This is a genomic window from Phytohabitans maris, from assembly GCF_031085175.1.
In the GTDB taxonomy this organism is placed as follows: domain Bacteria; phylum Actinomycetota; class Actinomycetes; order Mycobacteriales; family Micromonosporaceae; genus Phytohabitans; species Phytohabitans maris.
In genome coordinates, this window is record NZ_JAVHUY010000044.1 from 40293 (window position 1) to 55240 (window position 14948).

The following is a 14948-nucleotide window of genomic DNA, read 5'->3' on the forward strand; positions in this document are numbered from 1 at the left end:
AGACGGCGATCAAGGAATTGCGGGGCAGTGGCAGCGCATTTCCGCGCGTACCTTGACCGGGTGCACATCTGCTACGTCGACGATTCCGGTCGGGGAAGGGCGCGCACGGTGACCGGTCTGATCATTCCGGCCGCCAAATGGAATGATCTGATGCACCGCTGGTTGGAAGGTCGCAAAGCCCTGAGCCGGACCTGGGGCGTCCGCGAGCAGGTCGAGCTGCATGGAAACGAGCTCGCCCGCGGACGAGGCGCCTATTGCGTGTCGGAAGAACAGGAGCGGATCTTCAAGAATCGAGCGCTCCGGCTCCGCGCATATGATCGTATGCTCACCGCGCTGGCCGGCTGCGCCGCGTTGAACGTGACGACCGTCTGTTGCCCCACCGCGCACATGCCGACGGCGTACGCGCGCTTCGTGGAGCACCTGGAGCGGTGGGGGCCGAGGTAGACACGCATGTGCTGGTCGTGCTCGACGGTCACGCCGGCCCGGCGGATGGGGAGGCGTCCGAGGGCGGGGTCGCGGCGGCGTTCGAGGCGGCGCACCGCAACGCCAGGCCCTACCGGCAGGTGCACCGCGGTTTGGATCTGCGGACCCGGCGGGTGATCGAGGACCCAATCGTGCAGGACAGCAAATCGAATCATCTGGTCCAAGCGGCGGATCTGGTGGCGTATGCGGCAACCCAGTGGCTTTGGGTGAAGACCGATCTGTGGCCCAAGGGTGGGCCGAGGCACGGGCGGCCGTTGACGGAAATAGCCGAGGCATATAGAAGCCTGGCCGGGCTGTGGCTGCCTTCGGACCGGTCCGGCATCCATTGGGCGGGTGCGGATGTCCCCGAATACGAAGAAGCCCTCGGCTGACCGAGGGCTACTTCGAGGGCGAGATCCCGTGGGAGCCCCCTCTGGACTCATGGGAACTCGCGTAGCCAAGTATCCGCTTGGGGGTGGGGGCGGGGCAACCCCGAAGCGGGAGTGGTGGGTTGGTGGTGAGATATCCCACGGGTGGGGGTGGAGCGCCCGTAACGTGGCAGACTCGCGCGCATAACCTTAGCGACCGTTAGGGAGGCCGCTGTGGCGCGTGAGATCAGCACCGTGGGCGTGGTCGGGCTGGGCACGATGGGCGCGGGGATCGTGGAGGTCTTCGCCCGCAACGGGATCGACGTTCTCGCGGTCGAGGTGAGCGACGCGGCCCTGGAGCGGGGGCGCTCGACGCTCGTCGGGTCGACCGACCGGGCCGTCGCCAAGGGAAAGCTGGACCCCGCCGACCGCGACGCGCTGCTCTCGCGGATCAGCTTCGAGGTGGGGCTGGGCGCGCTGCGCGACGCCGATCTGGTGATCGAGGCGGTGCCCGAGCAGCTCGACCTCAAGCGGCGGCTCTTCGCCGAGCTCGACCGGGTCTGCAAGCCCACCGCGATCCTCGCCACCAACACCTCCTCGCTGAGCGTCACCGAGATCTCCGTGGCCACCCAACGGCCCAACCAGGTCATCGGCATCCACTTCTTCAACCCGGCGCCCATCATGAGGCTGGTCGAGGTGGTGCGCACGGTCGTGACGGCACCCGAGGTAGTGGCCGACGTCGAGGCGCTCTGCGCGCGCCTCGGCAAGGTGGACGTGACCATCAACGACCGGGCCGGGTTCATCGCCAACGCGCTGCTGTTCGGATACCTCAACCACGCGGTCACCATGTACGAGGCCCGGTACGCCAGCCGGGAGGACATCGACGCCGCGATGAAGCTCGGCTGCGGGCTGCCGATGGGGCCGCTGGCGCTGATGGACCTGATCGGCCTGGACACGGCGTACGAGATCCTCGACACCATGTACCGCCGGGGTGGGCGGGACCGGCGGCACGCCCCCGCGCCGCTCGTCAAGCAGATGGTCACGGCGGGGCTGCTGGGCCGGAAGTCCGGCCGTGGCTTCTACACCTACGAAAAGCCGGGTTCGCCGGTACTCGTACCCGATGAAGAGACGCCGACCGCGACGGAGTCGGCGGCCGCCGACGGCGCGCGGGGGATCGCGACGGTCGGCGTCGTGGGGTCCGGGACCATGGCCACCGGCATCATCGAGGTGTTCGCGAAGGCCGGCTACGAGGTCGTCTCCGTCACCCGCGGCGCGGAGAAGTCGGCGCGGGTCTGCGAGGCGGTCAAGCGCTCGCTCGACAAGGGCGTGGTGCGGGGCAGGCTGACCGAGGAGGAACGGGACGCGGCGCTGGGCCGGGTCAGCTGGTCGGCCACCCTCGAACATCTCGCCGACGCCGACCTGGTGGTCGAGGCGGTGGTCGAGGAGCTGAGCGTGAAGCAGGCGCTCTTCGCCGCGCTGGACGAGATCTGCAAGCCCGGCGTGGTGCTGGCGACCACCACCTCGTCGCTGCCGGTCATCCAGTGCGCGATGGCCACGCAGCGGCCGGCCGACGTGGTGGGGCTGCACTTCTTCAACCCGGCGCCGGCCATGTCGCTGGTCGAGGTGGTGCACACGATCCGTACGTCGGCGCGGGCGCTCGCCACCGCCCGCGCGGTGGTCGCGGCGCTCGGCAAGACTGGCGTGGTCTGCGCCGACCGGGCCGGGTTCGTGGTGAACGCGCTGCTGTTCCCGTACCTCAACGACGCGGTCCGGATGCTGGAGGCGAGCTACTCCACGGCCGACGACATCGACAACGCGATGAAGCTGGGGTGCGGCTACCCGATGGGGCCGTTCGAGCTGCTCGACGTGGTGGGGCTGGACGTGTCGCTGGCCATCCAGCGCGAGCTGTACCTGGAGCTGCGCGAGCCGGGCTTCGCGCCGGCGCCGCTGCTGGAGCACCTCGTCACCGCCGGCTACCTCGGCCGCAAGGCCGGCCGCGGCTTCCGCGACCACACCTCGCGGTAGCTGTTACGTTTTCCCGCCCCGTCTCGTCATGAGGTCATGAACGAGTACGACTGGATGGCCGAGCGCTTCGAGGCGCACCGCGGTCACCTGCGCGCGGTGGCGTACCGGATGCTCGGCTCGCTCAGCGAAGCGGACGACGCGGTGCAGGAGGCGTGGCTCAAGCTGACCCGCGCCGACACGAGCGACGTCGCCAACCTCGGCGGCTGGCTGACCACCGTGGTGGGGCGGGTCTGCCTGGACATGCTCCGGGCCCGCAAGGCGCGGCGGGAGGAGCCGCTGGGCGTGCACGTGCCTGAGCCGATCATCAGTCGGGCGGACGGGCCGGACCCGGAGCAGGAGGCGATTCTCGCCGACTCGGTGGGGCTGGCACTGCTGGTCGTGCTGGAGCACCTGGCGCCCGCCGAGCGCCTGGCGTTCGTGCTCCACGACACGTTCGCGGTGCCGTTCGAGGAGATCGGGCCGATCCTCGGCCGCTCGCCGGCCGCGGCCAAGCAGCTCGCCAGCCGGGCCCGGCGGCGGGTACGCGGCGCCGAGCCCATCTCCGACGGCGACCTGGCGAGCCAGCGCGCGGTGGTTGAGGCGTTTCTCACCGCGGCCCGTGGCGGCGATCTGGAGGGGCTCCTCGCCGTGCTCGACCCCGACGTGGTCGCCCGACCCGACGCGGGTCCGGTGGTACACGGCGCCAACGCGCTCGCCAGCACCGCAATCGCCTTCGGACGGCTCGCGCGCAGCGCCAAGCTAGCGCTTGTCAACGGCGTACCGGGTCTGATCGCGAGCGACGGGGAGCGGCTCAGGTCGGTCATGGCGTTCACTATCCGTGGCGGCAAGGTGACCGCATTGGACATTCTCGTGGACCCGGATCGCCTTGCCAGGCTGGACATCTCGCCACTCGTTCAGTGACGGACAAAGCCGTATTGGCCGGGGCGGCGATCACCGGTACCCTGCGGGACGGCCCAGATAGACCGGATCGACAGGAGACGCTGTGCCTCCCGCAAAAGCCGTTCCGATGTTCAGCCCGGAGCTCCGCCGTGGACTCGGCCGGCTGCTCGCCCTCGCGCTCCTGTTGACCGCCGGTCTCGTCGCCGCCGCACCGGCGCAGGCCGCCGCCAACCTGGTGCCCAATCCGGGGCTGGAAACGGTTGACGGCAACGGTTTCCCGACCTGCTGGGAGCGGTCGGGGCACGGTGACAACACGTTCACGATGGGTGTCACCAACGACGCGCGCAGCGGCACCAAGGCCATGCGGGTCAGCATCACCCGGCTCGTCTCCGGCGACCGCAAGGCGATGATGCTGGAAAACGCGGAGTGTGCTCCTCGTGTCACGCCCGGTCGCCAGTACGACCTTTCCGTCTACTACAAGTCGACGACCGCGGCCAACGCCGTCACGCTCTTCCGCCACGACACCGCGCTCGGCTGGCAGTACTGGATGGACCCGGCGACGCTCCCGGCCACCAGCACCTGGCAGCAGAAGGTCGTGCGCACGCCGCCGATCCCGGCGAACACCGACCAGATCACCTGGGGCGTCAGCATCTACGCCCTCGGCACGCTCACCACCGACGACTACTCGATGGTCGACGCGAGCGCGCCGGCGCCCACGCCGAGCGGCTGCACCGACGCCGCCGGCTGCACCAAAGGCAAGTGGCAGGTGATGCCGTACCAGTCGACGGTGCGCGGCATCCACGCCGTGATGCTGCACAACGGCAAGGTGCTGCTCGTCGCCGGTTCCGGCAACGACCCCAACGCGTTCGCCGCCGGCACGTTCAAGACCGCCGTGTACGACCCGGCGACCGGCGCCTTCACCAACGTCGCCACGCCGGTCGACCTCTTCTGCGCCGGCCACGTGCAGCTGCGCGACGGCAGGGTGCTGGTGATGGGCGGCAACAAGGACTACCCGACCGCCGACGGCAAGGTGGGCTACAAGGGCCTGAAGAACTCGTACATCTTCGACCCGGCCACCAACAAGTACACCCGCACCAACGACATGCTCGTCGGCCACTGGTACCCGTCGGCGACGGTCCTCGGCAACGGCGACGTCCTCTCGCTCGGCGGCCTCGGCGAAGACTCCACGGGCAGCACCACCACCGACTACTTCAAGGCGTCCGAGGGGCGCTGGCTGCGCCAGGACGAGACGAAGCAGACCTGGGCGTGGTGGGGGCTCTACCCGGCGATGGTCCTGATGCAGGACGGCCGGCTCTTCTACACCGGCAGCCACACGTTCGGCGTCGGCCTGCCCGGCAGCGGGGCGTCCATCTACAACTACGGCAACGGCACCATCACCGACGTACCCGGCCTGCAGCGCAAGGACGAGCGCGACCAGTCGATGAGCGTGCTGCTCCCGCCGGCGCAGGCGCAGCGGGTGTGGACCGTCGGCGGCGGCAACGGCGACGCCGGCGCGACCGCCCACCGGCTCACCGACCTCGTCGACCTCAAGGCGGCGAGCCCGCGCTACCAGGCGGGTCCGCTGATCCCGCAGGGCACGCTGACCGGTGGCGCGCCGCAGACCGGCGACCAGGGCAAGATGTACGTCTCGCTGGTGCTGCTGCCGGACGGCACGGTCTTCGAGACCGGCGGCGCGCTGCACAACCGGGCCGACCCGGTCTTCGAGGCCTCCATCTTCGACCCGCAGACCAACAAGTTCCGCACCGGCATGGCGACCGACCCGGTGCCGCGGACCTACCACTCCTCGGCGTTCCTGCTCCCCGACGGGCGGGTCATGGCGGTCGGCGACAACCCCGGCAACGGCTCGTTCGACACGCGCATCTCGATCTACTCGCCGCCGTACCTCTTCAAGGGCGCGCGGCCGGCGATCCAGACCGTGGCCAGCACCAACTGGGCGTACGGCAGCACCCAGCGGATCACCGTGAACTCCGCGGTGACCCGGGCGTCGCTGATCCGCCCGGCAGCCGTCACCCACTCGTCCGACCCCAACCAGCGCTTCGTCGAGCTGCCGATGACGGTCCGCAACACCAACACCATCGACCTGAACGTGACGAGCAACCCCAACCTGGCCCCGCCCGGGTGGTACATGCTCTTCGTGCACAACGCCAGCGGCGTCCCGTCGACCGCCAAGTGGGTCAAGCTCGGATGAGCCGCTGGTACGGGGCCCTCACCACCTGGCTGAGGGCCCGCAGTCGCCGCCAGCGCTACGGGATCGTGGCGGTGGCCGTGGCGCTCCTGCTCGGGCTCGGCGGCCTGGTCGTGGCCGGCGGGAGCGAGACCGACATCCTCTGGTTCGACGGCCGGCCGGTCGCGGCGCCGGCCGACGAGCCCGAGCAGGAGCTCGGCGGTGCCACCGAGCCGGAGCGGGAAAGCGGCCAGCGGCAGCCGGCCGGTGCAGTCGAGCCACCGCCGCCGTACGTGCAGCCCTTCGCGGAGCAGCCGGGCGCCAAACCCCGCGCGCCGCTGCCGTCACCCACCGCCGGCGTCGAGATCGAGGAGGGTACGGACGGTTGCGACCACGCGTACGGCGATCGCGATGTTTGCGTGCCGTGGGAGTTTCCGGCGGGCGTGACCGACAAGTGCGGTTGGCTTCGAGAGCGGGGATTCGGACCCCTTAAGATCACCGGTGGGCGCGACCGGCACGGCCTCGACCGCAACGGCGACGGGACCGCGTGTGGCGACGGGGATTGACCGAATTCGGGGGTTCGCTTGTGGACACGCCGGTCTATCCTGCTTCGATGAGTAGGGCCGCTCGCTCGCAGCTTCCGGTGGCGACGCCCAACGGGGAAGTGCACATCCCGCTGCCGCGCCGCGTCGGCGAGGTGCTCGTTCCCGAGACGGCCGCGGCGGACGCGACGATCCTGCTGCCGAAGTCGCCGACCGAGGAAGAGGCCGAGCGCAAGCAGCGGCGGGCGGCGTGGCAGCGTCGGATCGCTTGGGGCGCACCGGCTCTGGCCGCGTTCGCGCTGTGCGTCATCGGGCTGACCGGGCCGGGCCTGTGGGCCGACGAGCTGGCGACGTGGGGCAACACCACCGTTTCGTGGGCGGAGCTGTGGCGCCAGCTCGACGGCACCGACGCGACGATCGGTCCGTACTATGTCCTGATCCGCGCCTGGACGACCGTTTTCGGCGACTCCGACCTCGCACTGCGCCTTCCGTCCACTTTGGCCATGGCGGCCGCCGCCGCGGTCGTCGGGCTGATCGGCAACCGCCTCGGCTCGCCCCGCATCGGCCTGCTCGGCGGTCTCGCCTTCGCGATCCTGCCGATAACCACGCGATACGGGCAGGAGGCCCGGCCGTACGCGTTCGCCGTGCTCGCCGCGGCGGTGGCCACGCTGCTGCTCCTGCGCCTGATGGAGGGCTTCACGCTCGGCATCGCCCTCGCCTACGCGGCCGCGGTGATGGCGCTCGGCGCGATGCACATCGTCTCGCTGCTGATACTCGCGGCGCACGGCCTCGCCGTCGCCATCCACCGGCGAAAGCTGCTGTGGCGCTGGACACCGAGCGCGCTGGCCGGGTTGGTCCCACTCATCCCGATCATCCTGATCGGGCGGCGGCAGCAGGGCACCCAGATCAGCTGGATCCCCCTCACCGACCTGCACCAGATCGAGGCGTTCGGCACCGACTTCTTCGGCGGCGCCCTCATCGGGGGCGCGGTCATCGCCCTCGGCGCGGCCGCGGTCTCCCGCGAGCGGGGCGCCGTCATGGCCGCCAGCCTCGCCGCCGTACCCGTGGCCCTGCTCATGCTCCTCGGGTCGGTCACGCACATCTGGCTCCAGCGGTACGTGCTCTACACGATCGTCGGCTGGGCGGTCCTCATCGGGCTGCTGCTGGCCAAGCGCGGGCTGATCGCGGCGGTCGCCACGCTCGCGGCCCTCGCCGCGCTCTCCCTGCCCGGCCAGGTCGCGGTGCGCGAGCCCTCGTTCCGGTACCAGGACACGAAGGCGGTCGTGGCGCTGATCGAGCGCGACTACCAGCCCGGCGACGGCATCGTGTACGGCCTGACGGACCGCGGCCCGGGCGCGCTCAACCGCGACGTGATCGCGCATTACCTGCCGGAAAACCGGCGCCCGACCGATCTGCTCGTCGACCGCCCGATGCGCACCGACGGCTGGATGGTGGCCAGCGAGCACCAGGACGTGGCGAGCCGGCTGGGCGCGACGCGGCGGGTGTGGGTGCTGCGCCTCGGCGAGTACGGAGATCCACTGGACGACCTCGACGGAGGCAAGAAGGACGTCCTTAAGGAACGTTATGATGTCGCGGACAGCTGGTGGACAACCGGCTACACCGTCGCGTTGTTGACCCGGAAGGACCCTGTGTGACGACACACGTCGCTGCCTCGAGCCGCGACGAGCCGGGTGAGCGGACCCAGATCATCCCGCGGCAGCGCCATCCCGGCGAGACGCACGTGATGCCCGCCGTGCGCATACCGATCACATCCCGTGGCACCACCATGGCGCAGCGTCACGCCAGCTGGCTGCCGCGGCTGTGGCCGCTCGTCGCGTGGTTCGTCGCCGTCCTCGGCGTCACGCTCTGGCTGAGCGTCAAGTCGACCGGGCCGCTCGGCGCGGTGGTGACCGTCGTCTGGACCTACCCGGTGATCGGCACGGTCATCGGCATCGTGGGCGCGCTCGTCACCCGCCGCCGGCTGCGCCGAGACCGGCTCACCGCGGCCGACGACCAGATCATCCGGAGCAAGGACCGGCTCGTGGTCGTCGTGCCGACGATCGGCCGCCACGACACCTATCCGGCACTCGACCGGGTCGTCCACTCGTACATCACGTACCTGCCGGAGTGCTTTCCCAAGCTCCGCGTCGACGTGGTAATCGAAGAGGGCTGCGAGGCGGCGGAAAAGATCCACAAGCTGGGCGAGATCAGCCGGTACATCCGGATCGTCACGGTGCCGCAGAGCTACCACACGGTCAACCGCACCAAGTTCAAGTCGCGGGCCAACAACTACGCACACGAGCTGCGCATCGCCCAGCACGAAGACCGCGACGACGTCTGGGTGCTGCACATGGACGACGACACCGGCGTCGGCCTGGATACGGCGATCGCGCTGGCCCGCCTCATCGAGCAGCAGCGCGACCTCGGCGACAAGGCGTGCCACCTGGCCCAGGGCATCCTGACCTACCCGCGCGAGCACGCCCGCAACCGGCTCACCTGGCTCGCCGACGCCAGCCGGCCGATCGCCGACGTCACGGTCTACTCGGCGTTCACCGGCGGCGGTCACCCGCTGGCCGGCGTGCACGGCGAGCTGCTGCTGGTCCGCGCCTCGGTGGAGGCCGAGATCGGCTGGGACTTCGGGCCGGAGGCGATCGTCGAAGACGCCCAGTTCTCGCTGATCTTCAGCCGCCGGTACCCCGGGCGCAGCGCCTGGTTCGCCGGCCGCTGCTACGGCGCCTCGCCGGCCACCGTGCGCGACTTCTTCCGGCAGCGGGAGCGGTGGGCCTGGGGGCTGATCGGGCTCTCGCTCGACGACCGCATCCCGCTGCGCGACCGGCTCTACATCGGATACTCGACGTTCACCTGGGTGGTCAGCCCGTTGCAGCACCTCGGCCCGATCCTGCTGCTGGGCTGGCTGCTCGGCTCGTTCGACACCGTGCCGATCACGCTGCTCGTGCTGCCGATCTGGGCGCTCAACATGGCGTACGCGATCTGGCTCTACTCCGAAGGGCTGCGCATCAACGTGAGCGTCTCCCGCCGCGCCAAGTACCGGTGGTGGGAAGGGATAGCCGTGGTCCTGCTCGTCCCGATCTTCTCGCTGATGGAGGGGATCGGTGCCCTCCGCGGCCTGATCCGCTACCTGCGCGGCGGCCAGCAGCAGTTCGTCGTCATCGCCAAGCCGATATGAGAGCCACCGTCGCCGCCCGCTGCGCCGCCGCCCTGGCGGTGCTGCTCGCCGCCGGCTGCTCCTCCGGCGAGGGTGACCCGCTGTCCCGCCTCTCCCAGGGGCCGCCCCAGGCCGGCGGCGGGCAGCCCGGGGCGAGCGCGTCGGCCGGGCCGGTGGTGGCCCAGGTGCGCCAGCCGTGGCAGCCGGGCATGCGGCAGTACGGCATCGCGGTCTACTGGGAGAACAACGGCGACGACACCGACCAGATCGTGCGGGCCAAGGCGCAAAAGGTCTTCGACCACGTGGTCGCGCTCGGCGCCAACTCGGTCTCCATCTCGTTCTCGTTCGTGATGGACTCGGCGTACGCCGACGCGGTGCGGATGGACCACCCGATCACCCCGTCGCCGTCCCGCTTGGAGGTCGTGCTCGACGAGGCCAACAAGCGCGGGCTGCGCACCGCCGTCCGCCCGATGCTCAACGAGCGCAACCTGACCGACGACGACCCCGACATGTGGCGCGGCTCGATCAAGCCGGAAAACCGGACGAAGTGGTTCGCCTCGTACCGGGACATGCTGGTCGAGTACGCGAAGGTGGCCGAGGCCGCGAAGGCGGCGACGTTCGTGGTCGGCACCGAGCTCAACTCGATGGAGAGCAGCACGACCGGCTGGCGTACGGTCGCGACCGGCGTCAAGGCGGTCTACAGCGGCGAGATCGACTACAGCGCCAACTACGACCGGCTCCGCGAAGACGGTCCCGCGCCGGGCATCACGCTCTCCGTCGACGCGTACCCGCCGCTGGAGGTGGGCGACACCGCGTCGGTGAGCCGGCTCGTCGAGGGGTGGAACGACTGGCTCGACGAGGCCCGGGGCAGCGGCAAGCTCTCCGACCTGGTGCTGGCCGAGGTGGCGATCGGCGCTCGCTCCGGCGCGTACAAGGAGCCGTGGTCGCCGCGGGCCAAGGGCACACTCAAGCCGGAGATCCAGCAGCGCTGGTTCGACACCGCCTGCCAGGTGATGCGCGAGCGCGACCTCGGCGGCATCTACTTCTGGATGATCAACCTCGACACCGACCCGAAGGCGAAGCCGTCGAGCGAGTCCCCGATGGACTTCCTGGGCCGGCCGGGCGAGCAAAACATCGCCCGCTGCTTCGCCAAGGACGCCAAGCGAGCCGGCTGAGCCCGCCATGCCCCGCCGCAACCCCGACCGGGACGACGTCCCGCCGCTCGACCTGGAACGCGCCCGGCAGGGCGTACAGCGGGTGCAGCAGTGGAGCGACGGCGACTGGGCGGTGCGCACGATCCCCGGCGGGGCATCCACCAAGACGTACCGGTGCCCCGGCTGCAACCAGGAGATCCGCCCCGGTACCCCGCACGTGGTGGCCTGGCCGGCCGACGGGCGCGGCGACGAGAGCGACCGCCGGCACTGGCACGCCGGCTGCTGGCGGGCGCGTGAGCGGCGCCGCTAAAAGCGCGACCCGGGTGCCGCGCCCCGGCCTCGGTGAAAGACTTGGGCCGTGAGTGAGAAGATCCGCGCCAACTCGATCCTGCCCGGCCGGCGGGAGGACATCGAACTGCACACCGCAGACGGTCTCAAGCTGGTCGGCGAGCTGGCCCTCCCGGCCGACCGCGACCCGGTCGGCACGCTGATCTGCGTGCACCCGCTGCCCACCCACGGCGGCATGATGGACAGCCACCTCTTCCGCAAGGCGGCGTGGCGGCTGCCCGCGCTGGCCGGGCTGGCGGTGCTGCGGTTCAACACGCGGGGCACGAGCAGCGTCCGGGGCACCAGCGAGGGGGAGTTCGACAAGGCGGTCGGCGAGCGCTACGACGTGGCGGCCGCGATCGAGCACGCGGAGTTCGCCGGGCTGCCCAACCTGTGGCTGGTCGGCTGGTCGTTCGGCACCGACCTGGTGCTCAAGTACGGCTGCGACCCGGCGATCGCCGGCGCGATCCTGCTCTCCCCGCCGCTCCGCTTCGCGAACGAGGACGACCTGGCGGTCTGGGCGGAGTCCGGCAAACCGGTCACCGCGCTGGTCCCGGAGCTCGACGACTACCTGCGGCCCGAGGAAGCCCGCCAGCGGTTCGCCGCGATCCCGCAGGCCGAGGTGATCGGCGTCGACGGCGCCAAGCACCTCTGGGTGGGCGACGCCGAGCGGGTGCTGGACGAGATCGTCGCCCGGGTCGCCCCGCGCGTGCCCACCCCACTACCGTCCACATGGGACGGCCCGATGGAGTCCGGCGACGCCAGCGCCTACGCCGACCGCACGGTAGCCGCCTTCGCCGACGTTCCGGTGGCCGGCCCACCCCAGCGCCGCGGCGACACCTAGATTCAGAAAGATGTGCCCGGCCCCCGCCAGCCGCGGACCGTTTGCGCGGGGGCCCCGCGCGACGGTCTGGACCACGGCGGGCGTCGCGGTAGCCCAAAGCTTTTGTCTTTACGCCCTCAGATGTTGGTGGGGGTGGCGGTCGGGTCGTGCTGGACGGCGCCGGGGCCCTGGGTGCGCACCTGGCGTGACGGGTGCAGCAGCCGCCACAGGGCGGCGGAGCAGCCGGTCACGACCGAGAGGACCGCCACGAACGTCGTGAACGAGAGCGCGTCGAACGTGCCTTCCACCACGATCGCCACGATCTGCACGGTGATCAGGCAGCCGCACAGGTGGCGGTCGGCGGGTGCCTTGGAGCGGCGGAACGCCATGATCGCCAGGATGATCGCGGTCAGGTGCAGGCCGGCGAGGGTGGCCACGCCGACGAGGCCGCCGCTGACCACATGGCCCAGCCACTGGTTGTCGAGGAACGTGTAGACGCTCGGGATGAACGTGCCCTGCCCGCGGCCGAACCACGGTCGCTGACTGAAGAAGTAGCCGACGATCTCGTAGTCGTCCTTGCGGCCCTGGACGCTCGGGTCGTTGCCCCAGTTGGAGAAGAGCCCGGTGATCGACCCGAGCAGCCCCGGCCGGACCACCGCGAGCGCCCCCATCAGCGCGAGGAACGGCAGCCCGAGGTTGTAGCGCATCCGCCAGTTCCAGAAGGGGATCATCACGACGAGCGTGACCAGCAGCGCGAGCGTGCCGGTGCGGGAGACGGTCATCGGGATGGCGGCGAGGATCAGCACGGTGGCGACGGCGCTGGCCTGCCGCGCGATGCCCTTTTCGGCGAACCGCGCCATGTGCACGCCGAACGGCAGGATCATCGCCATCAGCGCGCCGAACTCGATGTAGTGCGCGGCCGTGCTCGCCACGCCCGAGCGGCTCGATCCGGACTCAGGGATGCCGCCGCCGTAGTCGCTGAGGTTGGCCAGGCCGGGCACCTTGATGTACGCCGTAAGGTCGATGCCGAGCGTAGCTTGCAGGATGCCGATGAACGCCATGCCGCTGGCCGCGAAGACCATCGTCTGCAGGACGCTGTCGAGCCGCTGTCGGTTGGGCACCCCATCGGCGAACGCGACCATCGGGCCGAGGAACGCGAGGCAGGCGAGCATCGCCCGGTCGGCGCCGCTGGCCTCGATCGACGGCATCGAGCGGTAGAGCCCGGCCGCGTACGAGATCATGAAGCTGGTCAGGTATGCCGCGACCGCCCACCGCATCGGCTGCGGTCCCCGCGTCGCGAGCCGGGGGTGGGCCCGGGCCAGCACCCACACGACGAAGAGCGCGAGGCCCATCAGGGTCGCCGGCCGCCCCAGGTCACTGAACTGGGGCAGCACCAGACCGGCCGGCAGCATCAGGGCGAGCAGCGCCAGCAGGCTGATCAGGAAGCTGACGTCGATCAGGTGCCGCCGCTGCCGCGACGTGTATGTCCCGGTGTCGACCAGCGACGGATCGAGGTCGACGGTGCTGACGGTCAATTCGGCGTCGCTGACGGCGGTGGCCGCTGCCCGTCGTCACGGTCGGGTGTCATCCACCGCAGGCGGCCGAGCGGGAGGACCGTGGTGGCGTCTTCGGAGACCGGCATAGCGCCGGAGTCGGACGATTGGCTGCCGGCCTTGGCCTCGCCGTCCTGCTCCGGCTGCTGCTGGCCGGACTCGCGGCGGCTCCAGTTGCCGATCCCGCTGATCACGATCGTCTGCTCGACGTCGTCACCGGTGGGGCGGTGGCCGGAGCCGTTCTCCCCGGGCTTGCCGGGCGGCGGGGCGGCCGCCTTGCTCTGCACCACGCGGCCCTTGCTGCCGTTTCCGTTACGGCCGTTGCCATTGCCGTTGGTGCCGGGCGCGCCCTCGCCGTCCGGCCAGCCGACCCCGGCCCGCGCGCGAGCCACTTTGGACACTCGCACCGGCTTGCCCGGGATGATCTGGGTGTCGCCGGACTCGGGCTGGGTGGGCGGGTAACGCCGGGCGGGCACCGAGGCCGAACCGGACGTGCCGGCCGCACCGGCCCGCCGGCGCACCTCGCGGCGGCGCAGGAGGGCGTCCAGCAGGAGGACGACCGAAAGCGTGATCACGAGCCCGATCGCCGTGACGACGATGAGCGTGCGCTTGACGTTGGAGGTGACGACCTGGATGTTTTGCCCGGAGTCGAGCGCCTCGAGCGTGATCGCCTCGCCGCCCTCCACACCGTACGGCGACTGGAGCCGCTCCAGCTGGGCGGTGAGCGCGTCGATCAGCCGGGCGAGCGTCGCCTTGGCGAGCTGCTCGGAGCTGGCCACGACCTCGATCTCGACGATGGGCAGCTGCGTGCCGCCGATCGAGGCGACCCACTCCTCGGAGAGGCCCTCGCCTTGGAGCTCGCGCTTGATGTCGGCGCGCGCCGAGTAGATCACGAGCGCGTCGGCGAGCGAGTAGACATTCCACGGGCTGACCGTCTGCGGGCTCTGCGCCTTCTTCGGGTCGACGGCCGGCTGCTCGCTGGGCGGCAGCAGGGTCACGTGCCCGGTCGTCTTGTAGTCCGGCTTGACGCTGGAGGAGACGAAATAGGCCATGACCAGGGTCAACACCAGAAGCGGCAGCGCCACCCATTTGTGGCGCCACAACACCTTTGTGACATCCCAGAGATCCATGTGATCCTTCCACGGCCCGCGTCCATGAAGAGTGTGACCTGCCTACCCGAGCCTGGCAACGCCACCAAAAGCCGAGGAACGGCGCTGAATGGATCGGAATCGGGCTACTGAGCGCGGGGGATCCCAGCTCACGGGCAGGCATTGTCGCAAACCCGACGGAGGATTGTGGTACCCGACGCGCCCGGCAGAATTGCGGCGACACGCCCAGCCGGCGAGTCATCGTTATACGTCAGCGACAAGCTACCAAGAGCCGGAAGGACCTCGATGCGCATCGGGTTCGCGTGCCTGTGGGATCGTCACGCACCGTCCACCTGGTCTCACACACCGTGGCATC

13 protein-coding genes are annotated in these 14948 nt (G+C 70.5%); 11 read left to right on the plus strand and 2 right to left on the minus strand.

The window, feature by feature from the left end:
* Window positions 1-27 precede the first annotated feature (27 nt).
* From RB614_RS34315 to RB614_RS34365, 11 genes are all read left to right on the plus strand, one after another.
* The gene (locus tag RB614_RS34315) at window positions 28-444 is read left to right on the plus strand and encodes a hypothetical protein (RefSeq protein ID WP_308716865.1); all 417 of its coding nucleotides are present in this window, start codon (window positions 28-30) and stop codon (window positions 442-444) included.
* Window positions 445-452: 8 nt separating this feature from the next.
* The gene (locus RB614_RS34320; protein ID WP_308716866.1) at window positions 453-854 is read left to right on the plus strand and encodes a DUF3800 domain-containing protein; all 402 of its coding nucleotides are present in this window, start codon (window positions 453-455) and stop codon (window positions 852-854) included.
* A gap of 210 nt (window positions 855-1064) precedes the next feature.
* Complete coding sequence (locus RB614_RS34325; RefSeq protein WP_308716867.1) at window positions 1065-2855, plus strand: 3-hydroxyacyl-CoA dehydrogenase family protein; 1791 nt, start codon at window positions 1065-1067, stop codon at window positions 2853-2855.
* A gap of 36 nt (window positions 2856-2891) precedes the next feature.
* Window positions 2892-3755, plus strand: coding sequence for a sigma-70 family RNA polymerase sigma factor (locus tag RB614_RS34330; protein WP_308716868.1), 864 nt, complete (start codon window positions 2892-2894; stop codon window positions 3753-3755).
* Window positions 3756-3837: 82 nt separating this feature from the next.
* Window positions 3838-5943 (plus strand): galactose oxidase early set domain-containing protein, encoded by a 2106-nt coding sequence (locus RB614_RS34335; RefSeq protein ID WP_308716869.1) that lies wholly within the window; start codon window positions 3838-3840, stop codon window positions 5941-5943.
* Window positions 5940-6485, plus strand: a complete 546-nt coding sequence (locus RB614_RS34340; protein WP_308716870.1) for a hypothetical protein — start codon at window positions 5940-5942, stop codon at window positions 6483-6485. The genes RB614_RS34335 and RB614_RS34340 overlap by 4 nt, the downstream gene beginning before the upstream one ends.
* Before the next feature lie 47 nt (window positions 6486-6532).
* Window positions 6533-8116, plus strand: coding sequence for a glycosyltransferase family 39 protein (locus tag RB614_RS34345; protein WP_308716871.1), 1584 nt, complete (start codon window positions 6533-6535; stop codon window positions 8114-8116).
* A complete protein-coding gene (locus RB614_RS34350) occupies window positions 8113-9648 on the plus strand; it encodes a glycosyltransferase family 2 protein (RefSeq protein WP_308716872.1) in 1536 nt (511 codons plus the stop codon). The genes RB614_RS34345 and RB614_RS34350 overlap by 4 nt, the downstream gene beginning before the upstream one ends.
* Complete coding sequence (locus RB614_RS34355; protein ID WP_308716873.1) at window positions 9645-10802, plus strand: glycoside hydrolase family 113; 1158 nt, start codon at window positions 9645-9647, stop codon at window positions 10800-10802. The genes RB614_RS34350 and RB614_RS34355 overlap by 4 nt, the downstream gene beginning before the upstream one ends.
* Before the next feature lie 7 nt (window positions 10803-10809).
* Window positions 10810-11091 (plus strand): hypothetical protein, encoded by a 282-nt coding sequence (locus RB614_RS34360; protein WP_308716874.1) that lies wholly within the window; start codon window positions 10810-10812, stop codon window positions 11089-11091.
* Window positions 11092-11139: 48 nt separating this feature from the next.
* A complete protein-coding gene (locus RB614_RS34365; RefSeq protein ID WP_308716875.1) occupies window positions 11140-11952 on the plus strand; it encodes an alpha/beta hydrolase in 813 nt (270 codons plus the stop codon).
* A 116-nt stretch (window positions 11953-12068) separates the two neighbouring features.
* On the opposite strand, the gene RB614_RS34370 is transcribed toward RB614_RS34365, so the two are convergent.
* Window positions 12069-13466, minus strand: coding sequence for an O-antigen ligase family protein (locus tag RB614_RS34370; protein WP_308716876.1), 1398 nt, complete (start codon window positions 13464-13466; stop codon window positions 12069-12071).
* Entirely contained in the window at window positions 13463-14614 is a 1152-nt protein-coding gene (locus tag RB614_RS34375; protein WP_308716877.1) for a GumC domain-containing protein, read from the minus strand. The genes RB614_RS34370 and RB614_RS34375 overlap by 4 nt, the downstream gene beginning before the upstream one ends.
* Between the last annotated feature and the right edge of the window lie 334 nt (window positions 14615-14948).